This is a genomic window from Streptomyces nojiriensis (genome assembly GCF_017639205.1).
Lineage (GTDB): Bacteria > Actinomycetota > Actinomycetes > Streptomycetales > Streptomycetaceae > Streptomyces > Streptomyces nojiriensis.
The window spans coordinates 8286273-8310703 of the sequence record NZ_CP071139.1; the positions used below are offsets into that span (position 1 = coordinate 8286273).

The 24431-nt window shown below is 71.9% G+C and carries 22 protein-coding genes and 1 pseudogene; 9 read left to right on the forward strand and 14 right to left on the reverse strand.

Going from position 1 to position 24431, the window contains the following annotated elements:
• Positions 1-29 precede the first annotated feature (29 nt).
• Together JYK04_RS37435 and JYK04_RS37440 are read right to left on the reverse strand one after the other, a co-directional pair.
• The gene (locus JYK04_RS37435) at positions 30-1124 is read right to left on the reverse strand and encodes a polyprenyl synthetase family protein (RefSeq protein ID WP_189745159.1); all 1095 of its coding nucleotides are present in this window, start codon (positions 1122-1124) and stop codon (positions 30-32) included.
• A gap of 41 nt (positions 1125-1165) precedes the next feature.
• Complete coding sequence (locus JYK04_RS37440) at positions 1166-2143, reverse strand: threonine ammonia-lyase (RefSeq protein WP_189745156.1); 978 nt, start codon at positions 2141-2143, stop codon at positions 1166-1168.
• Between the two features lie 74 nt (positions 2144-2217).
• Between JYK04_RS37440 and JYK04_RS37445 the strand changes: the two genes are divergently transcribed.
• On the forward strand, positions 2218-3120 hold the full coding sequence (locus tag JYK04_RS37445) for a LysR family transcriptional regulator (RefSeq protein WP_189745154.1): 903 nt from the start codon (positions 2218-2220) through the stop codon (positions 3118-3120).
• A 50-nt stretch (positions 3121-3170) separates the two neighbouring features.
• On the opposite strand, the gene JYK04_RS37450 is transcribed toward JYK04_RS37445, so the two are convergent.
• Positions 3171-4001, reverse strand: a complete 831-nt coding sequence (locus JYK04_RS37450) for a DUF4253 domain-containing protein (protein WP_189745152.1) — start codon at positions 3999-4001, stop codon at positions 3171-3173.
• A gap of 327 nt (positions 4002-4328) precedes the next feature.
• Between JYK04_RS37450 and JYK04_RS37455 the strand changes: the two genes are divergently transcribed.
• On the forward strand, positions 4329-5069 hold the full coding sequence (locus tag JYK04_RS37455) for a class I SAM-dependent DNA methyltransferase (RefSeq protein WP_189745150.1): 741 nt from the start codon (positions 4329-4331) through the stop codon (positions 5067-5069).
• Between the two features lie 115 nt (positions 5070-5184).
• Here JYK04_RS37455 and JYK04_RS37460 read toward each other — a convergent pair whose 3' ends face one another.
• Positions 5185-5583, reverse strand: coding sequence for a VOC family protein (locus JYK04_RS37460; RefSeq protein WP_189745148.1), 399 nt, complete (start codon positions 5581-5583; stop codon positions 5185-5187).
• 93 nt (positions 5584-5676) lie between these two features.
• Here JYK04_RS37460 and JYK04_RS37465 point away from each other — a divergent pair, with 93 nt between their 5' ends.
• Positions 5677-6687 carry a helix-turn-helix transcriptional regulator gene (locus JYK04_RS37465; RefSeq protein ID WP_189745142.1) on the forward strand — a complete coding sequence of 337 codons (1011 nt, stop codon included), beginning with the start codon at positions 5677-5679 and terminating at the stop codon, positions 6685-6687.
• Positions 6688-6802: 115 nt separating this feature from the next.
• Here JYK04_RS37465 and JYK04_RS37470 read toward each other — a convergent pair whose 3' ends face one another.
• Positions 6803-7519, reverse strand: coding sequence for a calcium-binding protein (locus JYK04_RS37470; protein WP_189745140.1), 717 nt, complete (start codon positions 7517-7519; stop codon positions 6803-6805).
• 1338 nt (positions 7520-8857) lie between these two features.
• Between JYK04_RS37470 and JYK04_RS37475 the strand changes: the two genes are divergently transcribed.
• Positions 8858-9247 (forward strand): hypothetical protein, encoded by a 390-nt coding sequence (locus tag JYK04_RS37475; protein WP_189745138.1) that lies wholly within the window; start codon positions 8858-8860, stop codon positions 9245-9247.
• Positions 9248-9250: 3 nt separating this feature from the next.
• Here JYK04_RS37475 and JYK04_RS37480 read toward each other — a convergent pair whose 3' ends face one another.
• Positions 9251-10288 (reverse strand): PP2C family protein-serine/threonine phosphatase, encoded by a 1038-nt coding sequence (locus JYK04_RS37480; RefSeq protein WP_229876729.1) that lies wholly within the window; start codon positions 10286-10288, stop codon positions 9251-9253.
• Positions 10289-10841: 553 nt separating this feature from the next.
• Here JYK04_RS37480 and JYK04_RS37485 point away from each other — a divergent pair.
• Together JYK04_RS37485 and JYK04_RS37490 are read left to right on the forward strand one after the other, a co-directional pair.
• Positions 10842-11759: an SAM-dependent methyltransferase gene (locus tag JYK04_RS37485; RefSeq protein ID WP_189745134.1), complete on the forward strand. Its 918-nt coding sequence runs from the start codon at positions 10842-10844 to the stop codon at positions 11757-11759.
• Positions 11756-12877, forward strand: a complete 1122-nt coding sequence (locus JYK04_RS37490; RefSeq protein ID WP_229876727.1) for a terpene synthase family protein — start codon at positions 11756-11758, stop codon at positions 12875-12877. The genes JYK04_RS37485 and JYK04_RS37490 overlap by 4 nt, the downstream gene beginning before the upstream one ends.
• A gap of 119 nt (positions 12878-12996) precedes the next feature.
• Here JYK04_RS37490 and JYK04_RS37495 read toward each other — a convergent pair whose 3' ends face one another.
• The 7 genes and pseudogenes from JYK04_RS37495 to JYK04_RS37520 form a co-directional block, all read right to left on the reverse strand.
• On the reverse strand, positions 12997-14409 hold the full coding sequence (locus tag JYK04_RS37495; protein ID WP_229876723.1) for a cytochrome P450: 1413 nt from the start codon (positions 14407-14409) through the stop codon (positions 12997-12999).
• Entirely contained in the window at positions 14406-15026 is a 621-nt protein-coding gene (locus JYK04_RS37500) for a GTP-binding protein (protein ID WP_189745133.1), read from the reverse strand. The genes JYK04_RS37495 and JYK04_RS37500 overlap by 4 nt, the downstream gene beginning before the upstream one ends.
• Positions 15007-15366 (reverse strand): DUF742 domain-containing protein, encoded by a 360-nt coding sequence (locus JYK04_RS37505; protein ID WP_189745130.1) that lies wholly within the window; start codon positions 15364-15366, stop codon positions 15007-15009. Before JYK04_RS37505 ends, JYK04_RS37500 begins: the two co-directional genes overlap by 20 nt.
• Positions 15363-15773, reverse strand: coding sequence for a roadblock/LC7 domain-containing protein (locus tag JYK04_RS37510; protein WP_373297500.1), 411 nt, complete (start codon positions 15771-15773; stop codon positions 15363-15365). The genes JYK04_RS37505 and JYK04_RS37510 overlap by 4 nt, the downstream gene beginning before the upstream one ends.
• 3 nt (positions 15774-15776) lie before the next feature.
• Complete coding sequence (locus JYK04_RS37515; protein WP_229876719.1) at positions 15777-17255, reverse strand: sensor histidine kinase; 1479 nt, start codon at positions 17253-17255, stop codon at positions 15777-15779.
• A gap of 351 nt (positions 17256-17606) precedes the next feature.
• Positions 17607-17718 (reverse strand): annotated as a pseudogene (locus JYK04_RS42485) (IS5/IS1182 family transposase); the annotation flags it as partial.
• Positions 17719-17763: 45 nt separating this feature from the next.
• Positions 17764-18696, reverse strand: coding sequence for an MBL fold metallo-hydrolase (locus JYK04_RS37520; RefSeq protein ID WP_189745127.1), 933 nt, complete (start codon positions 18694-18696; stop codon positions 17764-17766).
• A gap of 84 nt (positions 18697-18780) precedes the next feature.
• Here JYK04_RS37520 and JYK04_RS37525 point away from each other — a divergent pair, with 84 nt between their 5' ends.
• Positions 18781-19470: a TetR/AcrR family transcriptional regulator gene (locus JYK04_RS37525; RefSeq protein ID WP_189745125.1), complete on the forward strand. Its 690-nt coding sequence runs from the start codon at positions 18781-18783 to the stop codon at positions 19468-19470.
• Positions 19471-19641: 171 nt separating this feature from the next.
• Positions 19642-20820 carry an epoxide hydrolase family protein gene (locus JYK04_RS37530; protein WP_189745122.1) on the forward strand — a complete coding sequence of 393 codons (1179 nt, stop codon included), beginning with the start codon at positions 19642-19644 and terminating at the stop codon, positions 20818-20820.
• 13 nt (positions 20821-20833) lie between these two features.
• Here the strand turns inward: JYK04_RS37530 and JYK04_RS37535 are convergent, their stop codons facing one another.
• Positions 20834-23911, reverse strand: a complete 3078-nt coding sequence (locus tag JYK04_RS37535) for a CHAT domain-containing tetratricopeptide repeat protein (protein WP_189745120.1) — start codon at positions 23909-23911, stop codon at positions 20834-20836.
• Positions 23912-24039: 128 nt separating this feature from the next.
• Here JYK04_RS37535 and JYK04_RS37540 point away from each other — a divergent pair, with 128 nt between their 5' ends.
• Positions 24040-24429 (forward strand): hypothetical protein, encoded by a 390-nt coding sequence (locus tag JYK04_RS37540; protein ID WP_189745118.1) that lies wholly within the window; start codon positions 24040-24042, stop codon positions 24427-24429.
• Positions 24430-24431 lie beyond the last annotated feature (2 nt).

Here is a 24431-nt window from a genome sequence, read left to right on the forward strand (position 1 = left end):
ACGCGTCGGCTCCCGCCCGTCGCCGTCCCTCACGGCATCCGGTCCACGTTCCACATCGGCAGGCCCCGGAAGAACTCCACGGCCTCCGCACGCCAGTACGGTTCCCAGGACGCGGCCTCGGCGGCGGCGGCCTCCGCGTGCCGCCGGATCTCCGCCTTGAGCCGCCGGTCCACGCCGGCGGCGCGGGCGATCTCCCTGATCCGGCCCAGGGTTTCGTCCGGGCAGCCGGGATCACCGAGCGCGGCTTCGACGAGGGCCGCGTCGGCCCCGGTCGCGGCGGCCAGGACCGCGCGGACGGCGTAGGTGCGGCGGCCCGAGCGGATGTCGGCCCCGGTGGACTTCACCTCGGCCGCCGGGTCGTCGCCGGACGGGCCGAACAGGTCGATGAAGTCGTCGCGCATCTGCTCGGAAATGCCCACCAGCCGCGAGTACCGGTGCAGTCGGGCGCGGTGCGGCGCCGGATCCCCGCCCGCGGCCAGCAGGCCCATCGTCAGCGGCGCGAGGATCGAGTACCGCGCGCTCTTGAAGTCGGTGACGGTGTGCAGGAACTCCTCGTCGGGCAGGGTGTGGGAGTCCCGCTCCAGGTCGGCGATCTGCCCGGCCACGGTCTCCGCCGCGGTGCGCGTGTGCACGCCGAGCAGGGCCTGGCGGAGCTCGGCGGGAACCTCGGCCTCCAGCAGTACCTGGGTGGACAGGAACGCGGCGAGGTCCCCGGCGAGCATCGCGAGCCCGAGGGCGGTGGCGTCCTGGCCGGGGAACTCCCGGCGGTAGGCGTAGTACGTCGACGGGCCGCCGCGGCGCAGGGGCGCGTCGTCGATGATGTCGTCGTGGACGAGGCCGTGCGTCTGGAGCAGTTCGATGCTCAGCGCGGCCTCGGCGAGCCCCGGTATCTCGTCGGTGGTGACCAGCCGGGCCGCCTCGTACAGCAGGACGACCCGCAGCCGCTTGCCGCCGCGCATCGAGAACTCCCGCAGGAGCTCCAGGCAGCGGGGGACGTACCGGCTGGGCGCCGGGACGTCGAAACGCCCGCCGAGGCTGTCGAAGTACTGCTCGAACCGGGCGTCGAAGCGGATCCGGTGACCGGCGACGCGTTCCAGGGTGGTGGCCGTGACGTTGACGTGCATGAAGATCAGTATCGATCACGGCCCCGCCCGCCCGAACGGGTTCAGCCGCCTGAGGGTGCGGCGGAGAGGCAGGCCCGCAGTTCGGCTTCGCCGGCGTTTCCGCCCGTGCACATGATCGCCACCCGCTGCCCGGCAAGGCCGTCGCGTGCGGCGAGGAGCCCGGCCAGCGATGCGGCGGCCGCCGCCTCGGCCACCGTTCGGGCATCACGCATGAGCAGCCACTGGGCCCACCGGATGTCGTCGTCGCCGACCAGCCGGAAGTCCGCGAGGTGCTCGCGGATCAGACGCTGGGTCAGCTCGAAGCCCGACCCGGTGGCCAGACCCTCCGCCGTCGTGGTGTTCGGACGCTCCACGCAGCGGCCCGAGCGCCAGGAGTCGTGCGCGGCGGGCGAGTGGCGGGACTGCACCGCGATGACGCGGCAGCGCGGACTGATCGCCGCCGCCACCAGGCACGCGGCGGCCGCGCCGCTGCCACCACCGACCGGCACGACGATCGCGTCGAGCTCCGGTTCCTGCTCGAAGACCTCCAGGTACGCGGTGGCCACGCCAGCGATCAGGTCCGGTTCGTTCGCCGCGCTGACCAAGCGCATCCCGCGCCGGGGTGCGAGCTGCTCGGCGTGGCGGCGGGCCTCCTCGAAGTCCGCCCCGTATTCGACCAGTTCGGCGCCGAGGCGCCGCACGGCCGCGGCCTTCAGCGGATTCGGGTTCTGCGGCATGACGATGGTGCAGGGGACGTGGAAGAGGGCCGCGGCATAGGCGAGGGACTGCGCGTGGTTGCCGGTGGAGTACGACAGGACACCCCGTGCACGCTCGGCCGGGTCCATCGCGGCCAGCAGGGTGACGCCCCCTCGGACCTTGAGGGCGCCGGTCGGCTGCAGGTTCTCGTGCTTGACCAGCACACGGACCCCGGCGCCGACGGAGGCGTCGAGGGCGGGATGGGAGAGCAGCGGGGTCGGGGACAGGTGCGCGCTCTGCAGACGACGCGCGCGAAGGACGTCGGAGATCGTCGGTGTGGGCATGCCCTCATGCTGCGCAGGAGCCAATCCATAGGACAAATGTCAGTTTCCGATGAATTCATCGATACCATCGATGAATGTTCGACGAGAACCGACTCCGGGTGTTCGCCGCCATCGCACGTGAGGGTTCGGTGACGGCTGCCGCCGCGGCGCTGCACTACGCGCAGCCGTCGGTCAGCCACCACCTCGCCAGACTCGAAGCCGAAGCCGGTGTGCCGCTCGTTCAGCGGGCAGGCCGCGGCATCCGGCTGACCGAGGCCGGCCGACTGCTCGCCGATCGCGCGGAGGAGATCCTCGGCCGGATCGATTCGGCCCGGACCGAACTCGCCGCCCACGCCGGGCTCAGCGCCGGACGGGTGCGCCTCGCGGCGTTCCCGTCCGCGCTCGCCACGCTCGTACCCGCGGTGGCCGCCGCCTTCGGCGCCGAACACCCGGACATCGAACTGGCTCTGACCGAAGCGGAGCCTCCCGAGGCCCTGGCGGCCCTGCGGCGCGGCGAGGCCGACGTCGCCTTCACCTTCCACCACGGTGACAGCCCACCCGGTGGTCGCGAGGGCCACACCGTGACGTCGATCCTGCACGAGCCGGTCTACATCGTCAGCCGGGCCGGCGCCTCGTGGCCCGGTCCGCGCACCGACCTCGAGACCTACCGCGGACAGCGGTGGATCGCCGGCTGCGAGCGGTGCCGCACACACCTCCTGTCGGCGTGCGGAAAGCGCGGCTTCACTCCTGCCATCGCCTTCGAGACCGACGACTACGTCGCGGCCCAGGCCCTCGTGGCCGCCGGCCTCGGCGTCAGCACGCTGCCGGGCCTCGCCCTGCGCGCCCATCTCCACCCCGGCGTGCGGATCGACCGCCTACCGGGCGACCACCGCGTCGTCGACGCCGTCGCCTACGGCGCACCACCGCTCCCGGCCCCGATCGAAGCCTTCCTGAAGGTGGTCAAGGAGACCGCCGTCGAGCCCGTGCAATGGCCCTGACGGGCCTGACCTGTGCGAACGGCGTCCGCGAGGACCTTCCGCCCACGGCCTCAGTCCCACCAGAACGTCCAGTGGGCATTCCCCAGCAGAGCCTGCTCCGCGTAGAGCAGGATGCTCTCGTACCCCTGCAAGACGTTGTCCGGGCAGAACGCGAAGTGTTCCGCGGCGACCGCGAGGGCTTCATCCGGTGACTGCGGTGGAACCGCCACGGACACGTCCAGCCGCGCGTGCGACAGAGCGACCACCCGGGCTCCGAAGCGATCCTCCCAGGAACGAAGAACGGCACACAGTCGCGCCACGTCGCTTTCGTAGTGGACCGGCCCCGACCAGCCGATCGCCGCAGGGAGGTCCGCGGACCGGCCCACCGGGACCAGCGCGAGCCGAGGGCTTTCGAGCCAGGGCCCGATCAATCCGTCGGCGACGTCCCCCGCAGTCGCGTCCGGATCCGCCGGCGCCCCTCCCGCCGACGCAAGTCCGGGCCAGCGACGGGTGAACGGGGCGATGGCCTCGGCAGCGTCCTCTTCATCCTGATCCTCCTCGGCGTCCGATACCGCCGACTCCCAAAGGTCCCGGAGAACGTCCTCGGCATGGTGATCGCCCGGGTCCGACACCATGCCGGGATCCAGCCCGCCGCCCCACCACTCCCCGATGCCTGACTCGTCCTGGAGGAGGACGGGCCTCAGTCCCACCGCATCCCCGACCGGCTGGCAGCGAGCCCAGGCACCGGGCATCGCGGCCCCGTCGGCCATCCAGAGCAACGGCTCGCGCCAAGGACCGTCGCCGGTCTCGCTCACCAGCGAGCCCGCCGGCAGGCTGAGGCCCAGCGTTCCGCCCGTCGGGTCGGCCGACAGCGCCACCAGCGGCTTGGAATGTGTCGTCATGCGTGGGAAGGTAACGGCCCCCACCGACAACGCAGGGTCAGCCCACCGCGTGACCGCCCCCGGGCGCGATCCGACCACTCCGTGGCCACGGAAACCGAGGTGGGAGAGCTGTTGCACCAGCGCGGCTGACGCACGGCATTCACGGTCGCTGAAAGCGTGAACGCGTGGGCGCCCGGCCCCGATCTGTGGTGGTGGCGCCCCACCCCCGCATCCTCACGGGAGACCTCGGGCGTTCACTCCGCTCGGCCGGCGCCGTCGGCACCGACCTGGAGACGCGAGGGTAAATGCGTCGACAGCGCGCCTCGGTACCCGGCAAAGTGGCCGCCCGTGACGAGCAGTGAGCTGTGGACCCGTGCGACCGCCGACCGCTACGACGCCGAGGAGTCCGAGACGTCCTCGGCCGCCTTCCTCGGACCGACTCTCGACTTCCTCGCCGAGCTCGCGGGAGACGGCCGGGCACTGGAGTTCGCCATCGGGACCGGACGGGTGGGCGTTCCGCTCCGGGAACGCGGCGTGCCGGTCGTGGGCATCGAACTGTCCGAGCACATGGCGGCGGTGCTGCGGCGCAAGACCGACGAGGACACGCTCCCGGTGGTCATCGGTGACATGGCCACCACCGTCGTTCCCGGCGAGTTCACCCTGGTCTATCTCGTCTACAACACCATCACGAACCTGCTCACGCAGGACGAGCAGGTCGAGTGCTTCCGCAACGCCGCACGTCATCTGGAGCCCGGCGGCCGATTCGTCATCGAACTGGGCGTGCCGCCGCTGCGGTTCCTGCCGCCCGGCCAGGTCGCGGTGCCGTTCGACGTCTCCGAGCAGCATCTCGGCTTCGACACCTTCGACCTCGTCGAGCAGATCCTCGTCTCGCACCACTTCACCCGCGACGGCGACGGCGGCCGCTACCGCCGCGACAACTCCCGGCACCGCTATGCCTGGCCGGCAGAGCTCGACCTGATGGCACGGCTGGCCGGGCTCGAGAGGGAACGCCGCGTCGCGGACTGGGACGGTTCGCCGTTCACCCAGGACTCCGCGAAGCACATCTCGGTGTGGCGCAAGCCAACCTGAGGCCGGCCACCGGACCGTCGATCGTCCCCTGCTGGTGGCGCTCCTGGACTCGGCGGCCGCGTTCACCGGGAGCCCTGGGATCTCAGGGCTCCCGCGTGAGCGGCTGTGCGTGGCGTCAGCGTGCGAACTTTTCGATGGCCGCCGGGGTGACGGGGGTGAAGAAGTTGACGAGGTTGCCGTCGGGGTCGCGGAACAGCAGCGACCGGTTGCCCCAGGGCATCGTGGTGGGCTCGGTGACGAAGTCGGTGACGAAGCCGGTCAGGTTCTGGTGAACGCGGTCCACGTCGTCGACGAGGAACTCGGTGATCACGCTGTGGTTGTCCGCCGGGCGGGCAGAGTCCGGGGCGAACAGCGGGACGGTGCGGGTGCCGGCGATCGCGAGGGTGGCGCCCGCGGTCCGGAGTTCGGCGAAGTCCTCTGTGGCCCACGTCGCCCGCGCCCCTGTGGCTCGCTCGTAGAAGTCGACGAGGCGTGCGACGTCGCCGGTGATGATGCGGATCGAGACGAAGTCCATGGGAATCTCCTTGGCTGTGCTGGAGGCTTGCTCGTCGCAGGCTAGGAGAAATAGTGGACAGAATCGGTCCTGTATTCGCGTTAGGCTGCCGACATGCCTCGACCAACCGGCCGCGTGCTGACACTCCTGGAGCTGCTGCAGTCGGGCGGCACCCGGACGGTGGCCGAACTCGCCGACCGGCTCGGCGTCGAAGGGCGCACCGTGCGCCGGTACGTGGACCAACTGATCGACCTCAACGTGCCCGTGGAATCGGTGCGCGGCCGCTACGGCGGGTACCGGCTGGCTCCCGGGTACCGGTTGCCTCCGCTCATGCTCAGCGACGACGAGGCGCTGGCCGTGGCGCTCGGCCTGGTCGCGGGCCGCCGCGCAGGGTTGACGACGGCGGAGCGCACGGCAAGCGAGACGGCGTCGGCGAAGATCCGGCGGGTGCTGCCCAAGCACATCGCCCGTCGGCTCGACACACTCCTGGAAGCTCTCGCCTTCACGGATCAGCCCGGCGAGTTCGACACCCCGGACGCCGGGGTCCTGCTCACGATCGCCGATGCGGTGCGCCACTGCCGACCGGTCTCGATCCGCTACACCGACCGTGACGGACGGCGCAGCGAACGCACGCTGCACGCGTACGGGATCGTCGCGCATGCGGGCCGGTGGTACGTCACCGGCAAGGACGCCCGGATCGGCAAGGACCGAACCTTCCGGCTCGATCGCATCGCGGACGCGCGGACCCTGCCCGGCTCATTCGAAGCGCCAGTGGGTCCCGGTCCGGAACAGCGCGTGTTGTCAGGGTTCGCCACGGCCGAGTACCAGCATGAGGTGACCTTGCGGATCCACGGGACGGTTGAGCAGATCCGCGCCCGCCTTCCGGCCAGCGTCGCGAGCCTGGAGGAGCACGAGTCCGCGGCCGGCGAGGACCGCGCGACCGAGCGCTGGCTGCGCGTCGAGCTGCGGGCGGAGCGGCTCGACTGGCTCCCCCCGGTACTCGCCTCACTCGACCGGCCGTTCGTCATCGAGCGCCCCGATGAACTCCGCGACCTCGTCATCGCGCTCGCCGACCGCCTCACGTCCTACGCCGCCGATCCTGACCGCGAGAAACCAATGTCATGAGACGGCACACCTGATCATCTCGTGGCCGCCCCAGACATCGCTCCAACAGGTCCGCTTGTCCGTCTCCGCCGCCGGCACCCTCATGTGGCTCGACACGTGATCGACAAGACGCTGCCTAGATGTTGCAGCCGGGTCCGTTGGTGGGGTTGGTGCAGGTGTTCTGGCCGGGTCCGCCGTTGTTGGTGTTGGTCCCGGTGTTGCCGTTGAGCGTGTCGTTTCCGTTGTTGCCGCTGATGGCGTCGTTTCCGTTGCCGCCGAGGAGGGTGTCGTCGTTGTCGTTGCCGTTGATCACGTCGTTGCCGTCAGCGCCCTCGATGCGGTCGTCGCCGGTTCCGCCGGTGAGCATGTCGTCTCCGGTTCCGCCGCAGATGAGGTCGTTGCCGCCCGCTCCGTTGACGATGTCATTCCCACCGAGGCTGAAGATCACATCATTGCCGTTGGTTCCGGTGATGATGTCGCTACCGCTGGTTCCGGTGATCGTCGCAGTCGCGTTTGCGCAGATGAGCGGGTTGACGGTCTGGGTGAGTGGGGTGCTGGTGGAGGCGGTGTGCGTGGTGTCGCCGCCGTAGACGGCGGTGATGGTGTGCGACCCGACGGTCAGGGTGCTGGTGGTGTACGTGGCGATGCCTGCCCCGTTGAGGGTGCCGGTCCCGATGGTGGTGGTGCCGTCCTTGAACGCCACGGTGCCGGTGGGGGTGACCGCGCCGTCCGTGACGGTGGCGGTGAACGTTACGTTCTGGCCGATGGTGGAGGGGTTGGGGCTGGAGGCGAGTGCGGTGGTGGTGGCGGGAACGGTGTAGCGGATGATGATCTGCGCGTCCGTCGTTGCCACGGCGACGCTCGGGCTGGTGGCCTGGGGGATGACGAAGGTGGAGCCCGCCCCGCCCCCACCACCTCCGGCGAAGGCGGCGCCGAGGCTCCCCGCACCGCCGCCACCTCCGCCGGCCAGACCTCCCCCTCCTCCGCCGCCGGTTCCGCTTCGGCAATCCCCTGGGGCAGAAGTTGCGTTGCCTCCGCTCCCGCCCGTGCCCGCCACGCCGGGTTCCCCGCCTGCGATGGCGGTGCATGCCGTGTCTCCCGCGGCGCCGCCTTGACCGGGCACCGTCACGAGACCGCCCTGGCCCCCGCCACCGCCCGCAGCAAGCCCGTTGCTGCTGCCACTGGCACCCGCAGCTCCATTCTGCGCCGCACTTCCTCCGGAACCGCCCAATGCGGCAAGGCTGCCGCTTCCTCCGCCTCCGCCACCGCCACCGGCAATGATGAGAGCCTCCGTGCCGCGGTAGATGTCTGAAGCGCCGCCTCCTCCACCACCACGGCGGGTCCCGTTGGCGGCGGTCCCTGAGGCTCCGCCGCCGTTGAACCCGCCGGCAGCCGGTTCCGGGACGTTGTCACATCTCGTCCCTCCAGTGCCACCCACTCGGAGAGTGAGGGTTTCTCCAGGAGTGGCGGCCAGTGAGCCCGAGGCTGTGGCACCACGACCGCCCGGAACCGTGCCCTGGATGCTGCAGCTGTTTCCGCCGGTGCCTCCTACGGCCGTGACGTCCAGGGTGGTGATGCCCGCCGGGACGGTGAAGGTGTCGGGGCTGCCGGTGTAGGGGTAGGCGCACGCAACGGTATTGCCGGTGGTGGTGCAGGTGGGTGCGGCGTGGGCGGCGGTGGCGAGCCCGGGGATGAGGGCGAGGGAGCCGGTGAGAGTGATGGCGGCCATCAGGATGGGGAGGGCACACCGTCTGGAGGAGTCCGGGACGGATGCGACGGGGGTGGCTGCGTGACTGTTGCGGGGCACTGACGGGTCCTTTGCCGAGCCTGGGGGGTGGCTACCCGGCGTCGGGGCCGGGAGCGGTGACCGTGTCTGCCCCGTGCTCCTACGCAGGAGGGGGCCCAGCGGGCCAGCCCGCGTGCATCATCGCGCCGCGCCGGGTGGAGGGGACCTGCGCCACGCACCTTGTCACCGTGATGGTTCAGCAGGTTCAGGACCCCTGTTCCAGGTCACGGGTGCTGATCGGCGGCAGCGGCGCGTTGCGCTCGGGTGCCCGTCACGCGCCTGTGACAGTCGGCGGACAGCCTCATGAAGATCCGCGGCCAGGCTCTTAGCGAGAGGGCAAAAGGGATATTTCACCTCTGGTCCTCTGGAACCTCCCCCTCGCCGCCTTTCATTGGAGTCGTTCTCATGATCCGCACGTCCCGGAAGCGTTTCGCGATGTTCACCGTCCCTGCCGCGCTCGTCACGGGAGGCGCGCTGGTTTCCGCCGGCGCATTCGCCGCCCGGGCCGCTCCGCACGCCGCCGAGGTGCACACGAAGAGTGCTCACGTGAGCGCGGTCGGCAAGAACGATCCGGGCGGCGGGAAGGACAGGTCCAAGGGCGGGAAGAACGGCAAGCCCCGGGACGTGGAGAACATGCCGGGCTGCAAGTTCTTCCAGGGCAAGGTGTACTGCGAGCACAAGCCCGACACCCCGAAGCCCGCTCCGGCCCCGGATCCGGGTGCGGTGGGCCGGGAGAACCCGGACGGGGTTCCGGCCCCCGGCGTGGGCGGGTTCGGCACCGAGCTGAAGCCCTGACGCTCAAGGCTCGCACAGGCGGACGGCGAGGGCGGCGATGTCGTCGTCGAGACGCCCCTTGCTGTGCCTGAGGAGGTCGCGGTGCAGAGCCGTGAGCAGTTCGTCGGGCGGCGTCGGGGGCTGCCGGCGCATCCAGGCCGCCAGCGGGAAGAACTCGCCGTCGCGGGCGCGGGCCTCGGCGATCCCGTCGGTATAGAGGAGCAGCAGATCGTCGGGGGCGAAGTCGAAGGTGTCGACGCTGTAGTGGTCGCCGATCAGCTCCGCGAGGCTGAGCAAGGGAGACGGGTTGGCGGACTCGAGGGTGAGGACCTTCCCGTCGTTCAGGAGCAGCGGCGGGGGGTGTCCGCAGTTGAGGATGTCGATACGTCTGCCCCCGTGCGGGATCTGGACGAGAAGGGCGGTGGCGAAGCGCTCCAACGGCCCCTCGGGTGGAAAGGCGCCGTTGTAACGGGTGCTGCTGGCGTCCATGCGGCGGGCGACGTCGACCAGGTCGGGCTCCCCGTACGCGGCTTCCCGGAAGGCGTTCACGATCGCCGCGGCCGCCCCCACCGCCGGCAGGCCCTTGCCCCGCACGTCGCCGATGAGCAGCCTGACCCCGAAGGGCGTGTCGACCACCTCGTAGAAGTCCCCGCCGATGCGGGCCTCGGCCGCGGCGGCGAGGTACAGCGACTCGATCTCGATGCCGCCGAAGCGGCGGGGCAGCGGGCTGAGTACCACCTGCTGCGCCGCGTCGGCGACGAGCCGCACCTGGAAGAGGGTGCGTTCCCGCTGGAGCCGGACATGGCTTCCGTACGCGGCGGCCACGGTGACGGCGATGATCCCCGCGGCCGTCCACCACGTCCCCAGGTCGGGGAAGACGAAGCTGAGGCCGATCATCAGAATGAGGCAGACCGTCCCGAGCAGGACGGTGGGCAGCACCGGCCACATGGCGGCGGCAAGGGCCGGCGCCGCGGGCAGGAGACGGCTGAAGGCCATTTCCGGCGGAGTGTTGTACGCCAGGCTGGCGATGACGACGGTCAGGATGACCGGCGACAGCCGCACAAGTCTCCCCGGGCCAGGGCGCCTGCGTAGCCGCGGCCGTCCAGACTCGATCACACTTCACAGGATATCTACGTAATCGGGTCATAGCGCTCTGGCGGCCGCTGCCCGCGGTCCTTCTTGCGGACAGGATCTGTCCGCAAGGGGGTGCACTCGCGGTGTGTCGGAGCGCCCCTTCCCCGAGGTGGGGCGTCTCCCGGGACGGGTGCGGGCGGCCCACGCCGTGTGCCGGCTCCGAGGTGCGGCGGATGCCGCTGCCGGGCGCGGTACGGGGCCGCGTCCGGCCGATCCGCACCTGCCGGCGGCCGTCCCGCACGGCCGGGACCTCGCCATCGCCACCGGCCGGGACCGCGCCCGCGACCCGGACGCCGTAGAGCCGGCCCGGCCCGTTTACGCGGGGACCCGGATGCCGCTCCGTGTTACTCCAGTGGGCTGACGTGCCGGATCTGAAGTGCCACGATGATCCGTGCTTCAACAGTGTGCCGGACGGGACGCGGTGAGTGCGGTGACAGCGTGTCCCGGAGGCAGCCCTACCCCACGAAAGGGCGGACACCCCATGTACGTCACCCCCCTCTTATCGTTTTTGGACAGCGACCAGGGATCGGCCGCGGACGACCCCATACGTCTCTACTACAGCCGCAAGACGCAAGAGATCCTGCACAAGTACGGTCCGGGCCCCCGTGTCCACTTCCACGTGGGCCTCTACCCGGACGGCCCGCCGGACAGCACCGCCCCCCAGCACGTGCTGCAGCAGCGCCTGTTCGACGCGCAGGAGCGGATCGTCGAGCACGCGGCCCGGTCGTGGGGCGCGTACGAGGCACCTCCCCGGCGCCTGCTGGACATCGGCTGCGGCCTGGGCGGGACGTCGCTCTACTGGGCGCAGGAGCACGGAGCATCGGTCACCGGCCTCACCGTCGCGGCGGAACACATCCCGATCGTCCGGCACTTCGCCCGGCACGCCGGGGTGGGGGAGCGGGTGAAGCCCGTACTGGCGGATGTGCACGACCTGGACGAGACCGGCGCGTACGACGCCGTCTACGCCAACGAGAGCAGCGGCTACACCGACCGGACCCGGCTCTTCCGCGTCGTCGCCCAAGCGCTGGAGCCGGGCGGATGGTTCGGGATCCAGGAGCATTTCGCCGGCCGCTCCGCATGGCGCGAGTTCATCGACGGCTACTACAGAACGCGACTGGGACGGAGAGAGGAATACCTCGCCGCGGCCGAGGCGGCCGGCTTTCAGCTCGTGGACGAGGAGGACGTGACGGACTCGGTGGCGGAGTTCTGGGTGCAGTCCATGGCGTGGAACACCGCCGAGCTCGACCGGCTCCGCGCGGGCGCGGATGCCGGGCCCGGCGCCTGGACCGGCGAACGGCTCGAACAGTCGACGCTCGCGCACAGCAGGTTCTTCCGGCTCTGGCGGGACCACGCGGTGCAGACGCGGCTGCTGCGCTTCCGGCTCGGGGGCCGCCGATGACGGCGTCACCGGCACCGGCACCGGCACCCGCACCCCGCCCCTCGCGCCTCGGTACGCGCCTGCCGTCCTTCTACTGCCCCCTGGAGCGCGACCTCGTCCATCCCGAGGCGAAGCAGGTGGAGGCCCTGGCGGTCGAGTGGCTGGACGCCTTCGGCGTCTATCCCGATCCGGTCGAGCGCGCATGGGGTCTCGCCACCCACAGCGCCGACTTCTCCTGCCGCATCATCCCCGACGGGGACGTGGACGCCCTCCTGCTCTTCACCCAGTGGAACTACTGGGCCAACGCCGTCGACGACTGGCAGGATTCGGGTTCCGATGAGGTGGGGACGGGTGCCGTCGTCGAACACGGCGTACGTCTGCTGCGCACCATCGAGGACCCGGGGGCCGCGGTGCTGCCCGACGGACCCATGACCCGTGCGCTGCTGGACCTCGTGCGCCGCACCCACGCGATGCTCACGCCCTACGAGCTGCGCAGGTTCGTCGAGGGGACGCGCGACTGGCTGCTCGGAGCGGCCTGGCGGGCCGCCCGGGCCGAGGCCGGGATCATGCCGGGACTGAACGACTTCGTCGCCATGGGGCCGCTGGCGAACGGCACGCGCTTCTCGCTGACCTGGTCCGACGTCGCACGCGGGGACCGGCTGCCGACGGAGGTGCTCTGCTCCCGCGCCCTGACGGTGCTGACGGATGCGGCGGGATTCGTCGTCAGCGCGGACAACGACCTGTTCTCCTACGACAAGGACGACCACCTGGAGCCCAGGGAGGTGAATCTCGTCAATGTCCTCGCCCAGCAGGAGAACTGCTCGCCCGCCGAGGCCGTGCCGCTCGCGGTGGCCCTGCGCGACCGGGTGCTGGTCCTCTTCATGACACTGAGGGCGCGGGCGGAGGCCGGCGCGAACGCGGAACTGCGCCGTCACCTGGCGGCGTTGGGCCACTACGTGGCCGGGTCCATCGCCTGGCAGAGCCGGGCACCCCGGTACGCGAGCCCGCGCAACCGGCACGAACTGCCGCTGCCGGACGCCCGGTTCGCGATCCGGTTCGCAGAGGACCCCAGTTTCGCCGGGACCGAGCCGCCGGACGTGCCGGCCCTCGCTTCCTGGTGGCGGCGGGTACACGACTGAGCGGCACCGAGGGCCCCGGCCGGTGTGGTCGGGGCCCTCGGTACGGAAGCCGTCAGCCGTCAGCCGTCAGCCGTCAGCCGTCAGCCGTCAGCCGTCAGCCGTCAGCCGTCAGCCGTCGGTCATCGGCCGAGGCCGAGCAGCCGCCGCCACCAGCTGACGGAGCGGTGGCGGCCCGCGACCGCGGGCGCTGCCGCCGGCTGCGGCGGGACGACCGCATGGACCGGGTGCCCGGCCGGCTGCTCGGCCTCGGGCCGCGCGGTCGCCACGGGGCGCGGGGCGAACCGTACCGGCAGGGACAGCAGATGGCGTGACATGAGGGTGCCGCGCCACTGCAGCTCGCTCGCGTCGACCGCCAGCTGGAGGTCGGGCAACCGGTCCAGCAGGACCTCGATGCCGGTGTCCGCGATGGCGCGGCCGATGTCCTGGCCCGGGCACTCGTGCGGACCGCTGCTGAAGGCCAGGTGGGAGCGGTTGCCGTGGACGGAGGCCGAGGGATCCGGCCGGATCTGCGGGTCGGCGTTGCCCGCGGCCAGCCCCAGCAGGATCATGTCGCCGGCCTTCACCTGCCGACCGCCGAGCAGGGTGTCACCGGTGGCCCAGCGCCCGATGATCGTGTTGATCGGCGGGTCGTCCCAGAGGACCTGCTCCAGGGCGTCGGGCAGCGTCATATGGCCTCCGGAGAGGCTGGCCCGGAAGCGCGGGTCGGTCAGCACGGTCCGCAGCGTGTTGGCGATCAGGTTGGCGGTGGTCTCGTAGGCCGCGATCAGCACGACGCGCAGGTGCATCAGCACCTCGGTGTCGCTCAGGTTCGCGGGATGCTCGAGCAGCCAGGAGGCGAGGTCGCGCACGGGCCTGGCCTTGCGCTCCACGACCAGGTGCTCCAGCGTGGCGGTGACGTAGCGGTCGCTCTGCAGGGCCGTCTCGGTCCCCTGGAGCATGTCGCGGGCCGCGTTGACCAGCAGGGGACCGTGTTCGTCGGGCGCCCCGATGAGCTGTGTCATGACCAGCATCGGGAGCTGGTCGGAGAAGGCGGACACCAGGTCGGCGTACCCCTCACCCGCGATCTGGTCGACGAGTTGATTGGCGAACCGCGTCACGTAGCGGCGGATGCCGCGCTTGTCGAAGCGCTCCAGGGACTCCACCACGGCCGAGCGCAGCCGCTCGTGCACGGGCCCGTCGGTGAAGTTGCACACCGGCACCCAGGAGACCATGGGGCCGAGCGGGGTGTCGGCCGGGACCCGGCCCTCCTTCATGTCGCGCCACCCCCGCGGGTCGCGGGCGAAGCGCGAGGACGTGCGCGCCACGTCCAGGTTCTCCCGGTGGCCGAGGACCAGCCAGGCCGGGAGGTCCCCGCTCACCAGGACGGGGGCCACCGCCCCGTGTTCGGCGCGCAGCTTCTCGTACAACGCAAGGGGATCGGCCTGGGCCTCGGCTCCGTGGAGGCGGTACAGGCCGCCGGCCGTCGCCGCCGCCGCGTGGGCGGGGCACTCGGGCGGTGGGGTGGGGCTGGCGTTGGTGGGGCCGGCGTTCACATTGCCTCCTGGGTGGCTGCCTGGGCGTGCAGGTAGCGCATGAGGGTCAGCAGGACATCGCGGGACGAGTCCCGCCGTCTGGCATCGCAGACGAGGATCGGGACCGCGGGCGGCAGGTCGAGGGCTTGGCGCAGCTCCTCCACCGGATGCTCGGGGGCGCCGGGGAAGGAGTTGACGGCCACGACGAACGGGACGCCCCGCTCCTCGAGCCGTCCGATGACGTCGAAGCTGATCTCCAGCCGACGGGTGTCGAGGAGTACGACCGCTCCGAGCGCGCCCTCGAAGAGCCCGCGCCACAGGAACCAGAAGCGCTCCTGACCAGGTGTTCCGAACAGGTACAGCACGAGCTCGTCGTTGATGCTGATCCGGCCGAAGTCCATCGCGACGGTGGTGGTGACCTTGCGGTCCACGCCCCAGGTGTCGTCGACGCCGACGCCGGCCCGGGTCATCGTCTCCTCGGTCGTCAGCGGCCTGATCTCGCTGACGGCACCGACCATCGTCGTCTTGCCCACGCCGAATCCGCCGACGATGACGATCTTCACGGCGGCCGCGGCCGTCTGCGGGAGTATGTCCGCCTCGCGCGGCCCGGCGGGCGGGTCAGAGCTTCTGAAGTCCATCGATCACTGCCTCGATCAGAGCAAGGTCGGGTAGCTGCGCGGCGGGAACGGGCGGACGGACGTACACGCGTCGAGCGGCCATCAGGTCCCCGACCAGCACGGTGACGACGCTCACGGGCAGGCCCGCGTACGCGGAGATCTCGGCCACCGACAGCGGTGACTGGCACATCCGCAGGATGGCCGCCTGCTCGGGCTGCATCTCGGGCCGGGCGGACCCTTTGGCCACGACCAGGGTCACGAGGTCCAGATGGACTTCGGTGGAGGGTCCGCTGCGTCCGCCGGTGATGACGTAGAGCCGTTCGGGACTGCTGTCCTCCCAGCTTGCGGGCGGCTCATTCACGCGGGCTGCCCGTCATGCCGGGGCGGGCTGCTCAGGTGCTCCCCCATTCGGGTCACCAGGTTGCGCATCTGTGCGCCCATCAGGCCCGCGTCCACGCCCTCGTCGGCGAGGACCGCGAGGTAGGAGCCGTCGCCGGCGGCCATCAGATAGAAGAACCCGCCGTCCATCTCGATCACGACCAGGCGCATCCGGCCCTCCGAGCGGGGCAGTTCCGCGGCCACCGCCCCGGCCAGGCTCTGCAGGCCCGCGCACGCGGCCGCCAGGCGGTCGGCCGTGTCGGTGTCGGCCCCGTACTGCGCCACGCAGAGTCCGTCCGCGGACAGTACGATCACGTGCCGCGTCTGCGGCACTCCGGCCGCCAGGTCCTTGAGCATCCAGTCCATGCTGCTGATTCGCTGAGTCATCATTTCCTACGCCCCCTTGGTCGCTGAACCCGACGTTCCTTCGGTGCCCGGCGCATCATCGTGGCCGGGCGTGCCGGACAATCCGCTGTGGAACGCCTCCAGCCACATTCCGGGGCCGCCGTCGTCCGCCGAGCGGGGCTCCGCCGCCGGTCGGGCGCCGGAGGTGGCCAGACGGTCCTTCCGGCGGCGCTGCGGCAAGCCGGTCGCGGTCCGCGCGGCGGCCTGCGACTGCTCGGCGGCAAGGGGCGCCGGCCTGGGCGCCGGAGCCGGCCGGGGCGTGCCCACGCCCTCCGACGAGCGGTCGAAGCTGTGCTCGCGCGGCGTGGCGGCCACGGCCCTGGGCCCCGAGGAGGAGCCGATGCCGTGGGCGAGACCGGTCGCGGACGTCGCCGTGGTGATCAGGTGCTGCGGCACGATCACCACGGCGCGGACGCCGCCGTACGCGGACGAGCGCAGGGACACCTGGAACCCGTACGCCTGCGCCAGCCGGCCGACCACCGCCAGCCCCAGCCGCGGCGTCTCGCCCAGGTCGTTGAGGTCGATGCCGGACTGCGCCTGCGCGAGCATCTTCTCCGCCCGGCCGCGGGCCTCCTCGCTCATGCTCAGGCCGCCGTCCTCGATCTCCACGGCGATGCCCGACTGCACCTCGACGGCCGTGAGGTGGACCCGGGTGTGCGGCGGCGAGTACCGCGTGGCGTTGTCCAGCAGCTCCGCCAGGGTGTGGATCAGCGGCTCCACGACGGGGCCGACGACGGCGACCTCGGAGACCGAGTGCAGGTCCACCCGCTGGTAGTCGATGATCCGCGACATCGCGCCGCGCATCACGCTGTACAGGGTGACGGCCCTGCTCCACTGGCGGCCGGGGCGCGCACCGCCGAGGACCGAGATGGAATCGGCGAGCCGGCCGATCAGGGCGGTGCCGTGGTCGAGCCGCAGCAGGTCGCCGAAGACGTCCGGGTTGTTCCCGTGCCGGTCCTCCATCTCCCGCATCTCGTGGGCCTGCTGGTGGACGATCGCCTGTACGCGCCGGGCGACGTTCACGAAGGCCCGCTGTGCCGAGTCGCGCAGGCTCTCCTCGTTGTCGACCGCGTCGACGACGTGGGCCAGCACGGCCTGGAGGGCGGCTCTGAAGCGCGGGGTCAGGGCCTCGTCGTCGCCCCAGCGGCTGCCGTGGCCGCCACGCCCTCCCAGGGCGGTCAGCACCTCCTCGGCCGGCTCGCCCTTGCGCAGTCGCTCGATGGCCTCGGGCAGCACCGCCTCGGACAGCCGGGCCGCCTCGGTCTGCTGCCGGGCCAGGGCGTGCTGGAGGGCCGCGACCTGGGCGCGTCCGGCGGCGAGTGCGCGGCCGCGCCGTCGTGCCTCGACGAAGACCGCCGCGGTGCACACGGCGCCGACGGCGATCAGCGCGGTGCCGAGCGGTGCCGAGGAGGAGGCCAGCGCGCCGACCAGGCAGGCGGCGGCCACGACCGCGGTCGCGGGCAGCATCCGGCTCGCTCTTCCCTCCAGGTGGGGACTTTCGGGGGGAGTACCTCTTTGCTCCATCGGCGTCCTCGAACTATCGAAAAGGGGGGCCTTCTGACCGGTGGGCGGGAGCATAACTACGCCCAACTTCGCTGATGTGGGCTTTCGTTGGAGTTCATCGGACCGGAGGAACCGTTATGCGCCATCGATGGCGTCGAATTCCGGCAAGGGAAGGGGTCCGTACGCGGTGTGCGTCGGCGTAACGGGAGGTCGACGGCGTGCCGACCCCGTTGGCCGCGCGGGAATCCGCGCTCATGTTCCGATCGGTTCGGCCGTATCCCGAGGCCCGCCGGTGGCGCGCCGGACGGAAATGCGCTAGGGCGTGTCTGACGCTTGGTCATCTGCCTGGTTCGCGGAGGCAGAGGATCGGCGAGGCCAAGACGACCCCGGCGCGATGGCGGTCGGCAAGCTTGTCGAACCTGGTAGCGGGTGTGCCCTTGAGGGCATCGACGCCGGTCGCGGGCGGCGGGGCTCAGACCGATGCGCTGGTGTCGTAGAAGGCGCGGGCGGCGAGGCCGATCCACTCGGGGCGTTCCCAGGAAGGCCAGCGGGTACGGGCGTTCTCGTCGATGGTGGCGGCCGTGTCGTCGGCGGTGGTGCCGCACTCGCGCAGCCGTAGGGCCTCGTCGCGGACGTAGGTGAGGTAGTCGCGGACGTCGTGGATGAGCGAGGCGCCGGTGACCTCGCCGTGGCCGGGAACGACGGTCTGCGGGGCGAGTGCGGCGAGCTGGTCGAGCACGCCGATCCAGCCCTCGCCGTCCACGTCGGTGTCGTGGGGCGGGAAGTACGGTGCGATCGGGAAGATGCGGGTTTCCAGCAGATCGCCGGCGAACAGCACCCGGCCGTCCACAAGGACGATCTGGTCGGAGCCGGTGTGCGCGGGACCGACCTCGCGCAGCAGCACGGTACGGCCGCCGAGGTCGATCTCGGCCTCGCCCTCGTAGACCAGATCGGGGTCGACCAGTTCGACTCCTTCGAGTTCGGCGGCGACCGCGGGGCTCAGGCCCCTGAACATGCCGAGATAGCCGGCTCCCTTGCGCCGCAGTTCGGCGCGCTGGCCGCTGTTGTAGACGATCGTGGCGGCGCCCTTGAACGCCTGCGCGCCGAAGCCGTGCTCAGGATGGAAGTGGGTGAGGGTCAGGTACAGGCGGCGGTCGCCGGCCAGGCGCCGGGCGTGCTCCAGCACCATCGCGCCGTTGCGAGGGCCGAGGCCGGTGTCGATGACCAGCGCGGCCCTCTCCCCGAGGACGATGCCGACGTTGGGGACCAACTCGACGCGGTGGTCCGGGATGACGAAAACGCCCTCGGACACCTCGACGGGAGATCCCGTCACGACGGGCGGGGGGCTCTGCAGGACATCCGGCGCGCCGTCGGAGCCGAGAGGCGTGGGGTCGGTGGGGCACATGGCACAACTCCAGATCGGATCTGAACAGTGTTGAGATTTCGGCCCGAGCGTAACATTCGATCTGAGCACCGCTAAGATGAAGGCATGGCGAAGGAGCGATATCACCACGGGGACCTGCGCGGCGCGCTGCTCGACGCGGCGGAGACCCTTGTGCGGGAGCGGGGTGCCGACGGCTGGTCGCTGCGTGAGGCATCGGCACGGGTCGGCGTCAGCCCCAGCGCCGCCTACCACCACTTCGGTTCGCGTGACGCACTCGTGTCCGCCCTGTCCGAGGTCGCGCTGGCCCGGCTGGGGAATCGCCTGCGCGACACCATGGACCAGGCGCCGGAGCAGGGTCCCGAACGTCTCGCCGCATGCGGGCGCGCCTATGTCACCTGGGCCGTCGAGGACCCGGCCGTCGCCCGGCTCGTCTTCCGCGGTGGGGCCACAACGGCGCGGTCCGCCATCTCACCCCACCCGCACGACGTGCTCACCACCGAACTCGACCGTCTGACCGACACGGGCCACCTGCCCCCGGAAGCCCGCCCGGGCGCCGAATTCGTGGTCTGGGCCGCCATCCACGGCCTGGCTGTTCTGCTCATCGACGGCCTCGTACACATCGACGACCGGCAAGGCATCGAAGGCCAGACCGAGCGTCTGGTCTTCGCCACCTTCAACGGCCTGGCGGGGGAAACCGCCCCTGAGCCGGACCGGTCCATGCCCACCACGACGCACACGCGGCGCCTCACCCGGAGCCCGGCCCCCGGCACGGCACCACGCACGCCCTCACCCTGAAGGCTCACGGAAGGCCGCAGGCCGGAGGGAGCCGCCCCCGGAGGCAGCGGCAGTCCCTCAGGGCGCCCTCGGCCCACCAGCGGGCCGCCACCGGAGCGCCGGTTGATCGCCACGCGTGTCGGGCGCACGGATCCCGATCCCGCGTGGGTCACCCCCGCTAGCATGCGCCGCATGCCGGACGCCCTGACCAGCCCGCAGCCGTTCACCCAGCGGACCGACCCCGCGGCGATCGAGGACCTGCGGGCGCGGCTCCGCGGGACGCGTTGGCCGGACGCGCCCGAGGACGCCGGGTGGTCGCTCGGGACCGACCTCGACTACCTCCGCGACCTCGTGACCTACTGGGCGGACCGTTTCGACTGGGCGGCGCAGGAAGCGGCACTCGCCAAGCTTCCCCGCTTCCGCGTGGCGCTCGGCGGCCTCGGAATCCATTTCCTGCACGCCCGGGCCGTCGCGCCGGCCGGGCCGGTGCTGCCGCTGGTCCTCAGCCACGGCTGGCCGGACTCGTTCTGGCGGTACACGAAGGTCGTCCCGCTCCTGACCGACCCCGGCGCGCACGGTGGCGATCCCGCGGACGCCTTCGACGTGGTCGTGCCCGACCTGCCGGGCTACGGCTACTCCGACCGTCCCGCCGGCCCGCCCCTCGACTCCATCGCCGTCGCCGGACTGTGGGCCGAGCTCATGGCCCTCCTCGGCTACCCGCGCTTCGGCGCCGCGGGTGGCGACATCGGCAGCCATGTGAGCCGCTACCTCGCGCTCGACCACCCCGAACGGGTCGTGGCCGTCCACCGGACCGACGCGGGTGTGCCCGTCTTCACCGGCGACCCCGCGGACCTCGCGCCCGAGGAGCGCGCCTGGCTCGACAGCGCCGCTGCCTGGGGCGGCAACGAGGGTGCCTACGCGGCCGTGCACCGCACGAAGCCCCAGACCGCAGCCGTCGGACTCAACGACTCACCGGCCGGTCTCGCCGCGTGGATCGTCGAGAAGCTGCGGTCGTGGAGCGACTGCGGCGGCCACGTCGAGCGGAGCTTCACGAAGGACGAGATCCTCACGAACCTCACGATCTACTGGCTCACGGGGACGATCGGCTCGTCGATGCGCATGTACCGTGCGAACGCCGCGATCCCGCCCGCCCAGCACGCCCGCCGCGTCGAAGTGCCGTCCGGCTTCTCGCTCTTCCCCGGTGACGTCGTCCGTCCGCCGCGGGCGTGGCTCACGCGCACGGCGAACGTCGTGCGCGTGACCGAGCCCGCGCGCGGCGGGCACTTCGCCCCGTTCGAGGAGCCCGAGCTCTACGCGGAGGAGCTGCGCGCGTTCTTCCGCCCGTACCGGACGGCCGCGGCGGCGGGCTGAGGGTCCCGCCGCGTCACGCGCCGGTGTGGAGGTGGGCGGCCCACAGGGAGGGGGTCCTCGGGTAGCGGTCGCGAACCGTCCGGACCGCGTGGTGCAGGGCGGCCGCGGACCGGTCGGGATCGAGCGTCCCCGGCGGACCGGTCGTCAGGTGCGTGTAGAAGGACTCGGCGACCGTGACGGCCAGGTGGTCGTCGATCGGCCAAAGCGTGCCGACGACGTGGGGGAAGCCCGCGAGCTGGAAGGCGCTGGCGAGGTGGATGGCTTCGTCGAGCAGGTCGGCCCTGCCGGGATCCGCGGTGCTGCAGGCGGAGAGGAAGGCCAGCCGTGCGCGGCCGAGGTCGACGCGGGCGAGGGCGGCGACGGTCAGCGGCGCGGTGGCGTGGTCCTGCAGGAACAGCCGGCTCAGGGAGGGGTCGGTACGGTCGCCGGCACCATGGCAGGCGAAGTGGGCGATGGCGCACTCCGGCAGGCGGTCGAGGACGGCGGCCAGGGTGGGAACACCGCTGCCCGCAGGCCCGGGGGCCGTTTCCTCCGGGTCGCTTCCGGGCGCGGTCAGCAGGACGGGGCGGGGCAGGAGCGACCGGAGTCGGCCGGCTTCCTCCTGCACGTACCGCAGCCGGCCGAGACCGGGGGTGGTCGGCATGGCGACGATCAGGGAACGGAGGCCGTCGGCGGTCCGGGGGCGGGGGCGCCTGGCATGGCGCAGGGCCCGGACGGTGGGTGTGTAGGAGGAGATCACCCGGTCCAGGACCGTACGGCGCTGCGGGCCCTGGCCGGGGGTGGCGTGGAAGCCGGCGGCGTGCAGGGGCAACAGCCCGAGGATGCCGCCGGGGGCCCACCACAGGCGTGGGAGGGGCTCCCCGTCCTGGTCGGGGCCGGCTGCGGGGAGCGCGTCGCCCAGTGCGGAGAGGACCGGCTCGACGGCCGCCTCCCACAGCCACTCCAGGACCCGGCACAGCGACTGCTGGGCGGAGATCCGGTCGCCGTCGGACGCCATCGTTCCGGCCAGCGCTCGGTAGAAGGTGTTCACCTGGCCGATGACGGCTTCTTCGGTGAGCCGGGGCAGCGGGCAGGAGGTGACGCCGTCGCGCGTGAGGAGGAGCGCGTCGCTGCGGTAGCGGCTGACGTTGAACGTCACCACCGGGCCGTGCGCCGCTTCGGCCAGGAGGTCGTCGAGGGTGGGCGGCAGGCCGAAGGCGGTGAACCCCTCACAGGCCCGGATGCGCGCCAGTACCGCCTCCAGCTCCTGCGCCAGGTGGTGGCGCTCGCGACCCGTCGCCGCGGTCCGGCCGGCGGCGCCGGGAGCGGCCGCCTCGGCCTGCCCCTGGTCCAGCAGGTCGCGCAGCTCGCAGAAGCGCTCGGCGAGACCGGGGTGCTCGTCGTACAGATCGGTGAGATCGCTTCGGGTCTCCAGTGCCTGGGACAGGAGCACGGCACGTCCGGCCTCCGCGAGGCGCAGGGCCCGCGCCGGCCGTTCCCGCACGTCGACGGTGGGATCGTCGAGGGCCGTGGAGGCGGCTTCGGCGGCCAGCCCGGCGGAGACGCTGCCGAGGACGAACTGCTGGTCGCCGCGGTGCAGGCGACGCGGCGCCAATTCGGGCAGCATCAGCACCGCCTGCTCCAGGAGGCCGGCGGCCAGGGCCGGGTCCGAAGGCGCGGCCCAACGAGCCGCTTCCCGCGCCGTCATGATGCGCAGGCGGGGCGGGGCCGTCCGCTCCTCGACCGTCCGCCTCCACAGGGACAGCTGCTCCTGCCCGTCCCGCTGTGCCGGGCCGTCCCGCTCGGAACGCTTCCCCAAGGCGTCGCCGAGCACGGCTTCGTACGCGGCGCGCAGGGGATAGTCCTCGGGGACGATGCGCAGGGCGCCGCGGAGCGCCTCCACGGCCTCGTCCAGATCCGCCGGTGCTGCCGTGAGGCCGAACCGCCGGAGCAGGGCGCCGCCGAGTCCGAACAGGAGGATGGCCCGGTCGACATCGGGGTACTGGTCGGGAGCGACGCGGACGGCGGCCCGGGCCGACTCCACCGCTTCGTCCAGGTCGTTCGCCTCCCCGCTGTGTTCGAACCGCGTGAGCAGGACGAAGCTGAGTGCGGACAAGCCCTGGGCGCGATCGTGACGGTCGCCGGGGGCGTCCCGGACGGCGGCACGGGTCAGCCGCACCGCCTCCTCGAGATCCTCCATGGCCCCGGTGCGCTCGAAGCGGGCTTTCAGGACGCCCCCGAGGACGGACCGGTACTTCACCTGGTCGGGATGGCCGGCGGGGGCCGTCCGGACGACGGTGCGGATCAGTTCCACCTCCTCGTCCAGATCCGGGAGAGCCGCCGTGCGCTCGAACCGCACGCCCAGGGCGAGGCTCAGGTGGTACATGCGGCTCACGCGCTCGGCATCGCCGTCGGAGGTGGCCCGGACGGCGGCCCGGAGCATCTCCACGGCCTCGTCGATGTCCGCCGGTGCCCCGCTGCGCTCGAACCGCGCCCTCAGGGCGAGGCCGAGGTTGGTCAGGTACACCGGCCGTCCGGGATCCTGATCGCTCACGGCCCGGACGGCGGCACGGACCGTCTCCACGGCCTCGTCCAGACCGGTGACGGCCGTCGTGTACGTGGCACGCATCAGCAGAGCGATACCCAGGTTGGACAGCAGGGCGGCGCGGGCGGGATGGTCCTCGGGGAGGCTGTTCACGATGCGCCGGCACAGGCGCACGGCCTGCGCCTGGTCCTCCGGATCACCGGTGATCTGCGCCCTTCTCTGCACCGCCAGGGCAGCGGGGACCGCCCGCTCGGCGAGGGAGGTGAGGAGGGGCTCCGGGAGAGGCATCCGACCGGCGACGAAGCACGGCGTGAGCCAGTGGACCGCGAGGTTCTGCTCGGCCTCACGCTGTTGCGGACGCGTTCCGAACCGGGCTCGGTAGTGGTGCAGCCAGCCCATGGCGTACCGGGCTTCCAGGTCGTTCCCGTCGCCCGCGTCGCAGATCTTTCCCAGGGACCGGGATTCATCGAGCGCGGCCGGATCCAGGACCGCGGTCCCCTCGCCCGTGGAGGCCGCGTGGGCCACTCTGCTCCGGATCGAGGTCAGCAGGTCTTCCCGTTCCCCCATGCACCCTCCCCCGGCTGAAGATCCGTCAATGGGGATTCGATCAGCCTCAGTTGCCCACCTCGGCGGCCACATTCGGGGACCATGGTCGCACGCCGCACCGAACGGCGGGCTGGGAACGGGGGCATGTGGTGATCGAGGCGAACGGCGACCGCGACACGCGGCGGCGCGACGAAGTGGCCTACGTATGCGGACGGCTGGACCGCATCCGTGCGGACCTGGAGGCGCACGGAGCCGATGGTGCGGCGCCGCTGGAGGACCTGGCGGCGGCGTTGCGGGCCGGAACGGACCCCACCGCGCGGCTCGACGCGCTGCACGAGGCCCTGTTGGCGGCGGGTGACGCCGCCGGTGTCGGCGGCGGGGCCAGGGGATTGGACCCGATCGGGACCAGTGCGCCGGTCCCCGACGCGTGGGTGCTGCTGTGCCCGACGGGGCAGTGCTCGCGCTACTCCTGGCCCGACGGACCCGAGGCGCCGCGCTGTTCGATCGGCGATGAACCCCTGCGCAGAGAGCGCCTGTAGCG

What these genes read in the sequence shown, in the direction of transcription:
- JYK04_RS37445 (WP_189745154.1), top strand. Translation starts at nt 2,218, where the DNA reads ATGTTCGACGAGAACCGACTCCGGGTGTTCGCCGCCATCGCACGTGAG.
- JYK04_RS37520 (WP_189745127.1), bottom strand. Translation starts at nt 18,696, where the DNA reads ATGTGCCCCACCGACCCCACGCCTCTCGGCTCCGACGGCGCGCCGGAT.
- JYK04_RS37475 (WP_189745138.1), top strand. Translation starts at nt 8,858, where the DNA reads ATGATCCGCACGTCCCGGAAGCGTTTCGCGATGTTCACCGTCCCTGCC.
- JYK04_RS37500 (WP_189745133.1), bottom strand. Translation starts at nt 15,026, where the DNA reads ATGGACTTCAGAAGCTCTGACCCGCCCGCCGGGCCGCGCGAGGCGGAC.
- JYK04_RS37515 (WP_229876719.1), bottom strand. Translation starts at nt 17,255, where the DNA reads ATGCTGCCCGCGACCGCGGTCGTGGCCGCCGCCTGCCTGGTCGGCGCG.
- JYK04_RS37485 (WP_189745134.1), top strand. Translation starts at nt 10,842, where the DNA reads ATGTACGTCACCCCCCTCTTATCGTTTTTGGACAGCGACCAGGGATCG.
- JYK04_RS37450 (WP_189745152.1), bottom strand. Translation starts at nt 4,001, where the DNA reads ATGACGACACATTCCAAGCCGCTGGTGGCGCTGTCGGCCGACCCGACG.
- JYK04_RS37525 (WP_189745125.1), top strand. Translation starts at nt 18,781, where the DNA reads ATGGCGAAGGAGCGATATCACCACGGGGACCTGCGCGGCGCGCTGCTC.
- JYK04_RS37510 (WP_373297500.1), bottom strand. Translation starts at nt 15,773, where the DNA reads ATGATGACTCAGCGAATCAGCAGCATGGACTGGATGCTCAAGGACCTG.
- JYK04_RS37465 (WP_189745142.1), top strand. Translation starts at nt 5,677, where the DNA reads ATGCCTCGACCAACCGGCCGCGTGCTGACACTCCTGGAGCTGCTGCAG.
- JYK04_RS37440 (WP_189745156.1), bottom strand. Translation starts at nt 2,143, where the DNA reads ATGCCCACACCGACGATCTCCGACGTCCTTCGCGCGCGTCGTCTGCAG.
- JYK04_RS37530 (WP_189745122.1), top strand. Translation starts at nt 19,642, where the DNA reads ATGCCGGACGCCCTGACCAGCCCGCAGCCGTTCACCCAGCGGACCGAC.
- JYK04_RS37460 (WP_189745148.1), bottom strand. Translation starts at nt 5,583, where the DNA reads ATGGACTTCGTCTCGATCCGCATCATCACCGGCGACGTCGCACGCCTC.
- JYK04_RS37490 (WP_229876727.1), top strand. Translation starts at nt 11,756, where the DNA reads ATGACGGCGTCACCGGCACCGGCACCGGCACCCGCACCCCGCCCCTCG.
- JYK04_RS37535 (WP_189745120.1), bottom strand. Translation starts at nt 23,911, where the DNA reads ATGGGGGAACGGGAAGACCTGCTGACCTCGATCCGGAGCAGAGTGGCC.
- JYK04_RS37435 (WP_189745159.1), bottom strand. Translation starts at nt 1,124, where the DNA reads ATGCACGTCAACGTCACGGCCACCACCCTGGAACGCGTCGCCGGTCAC.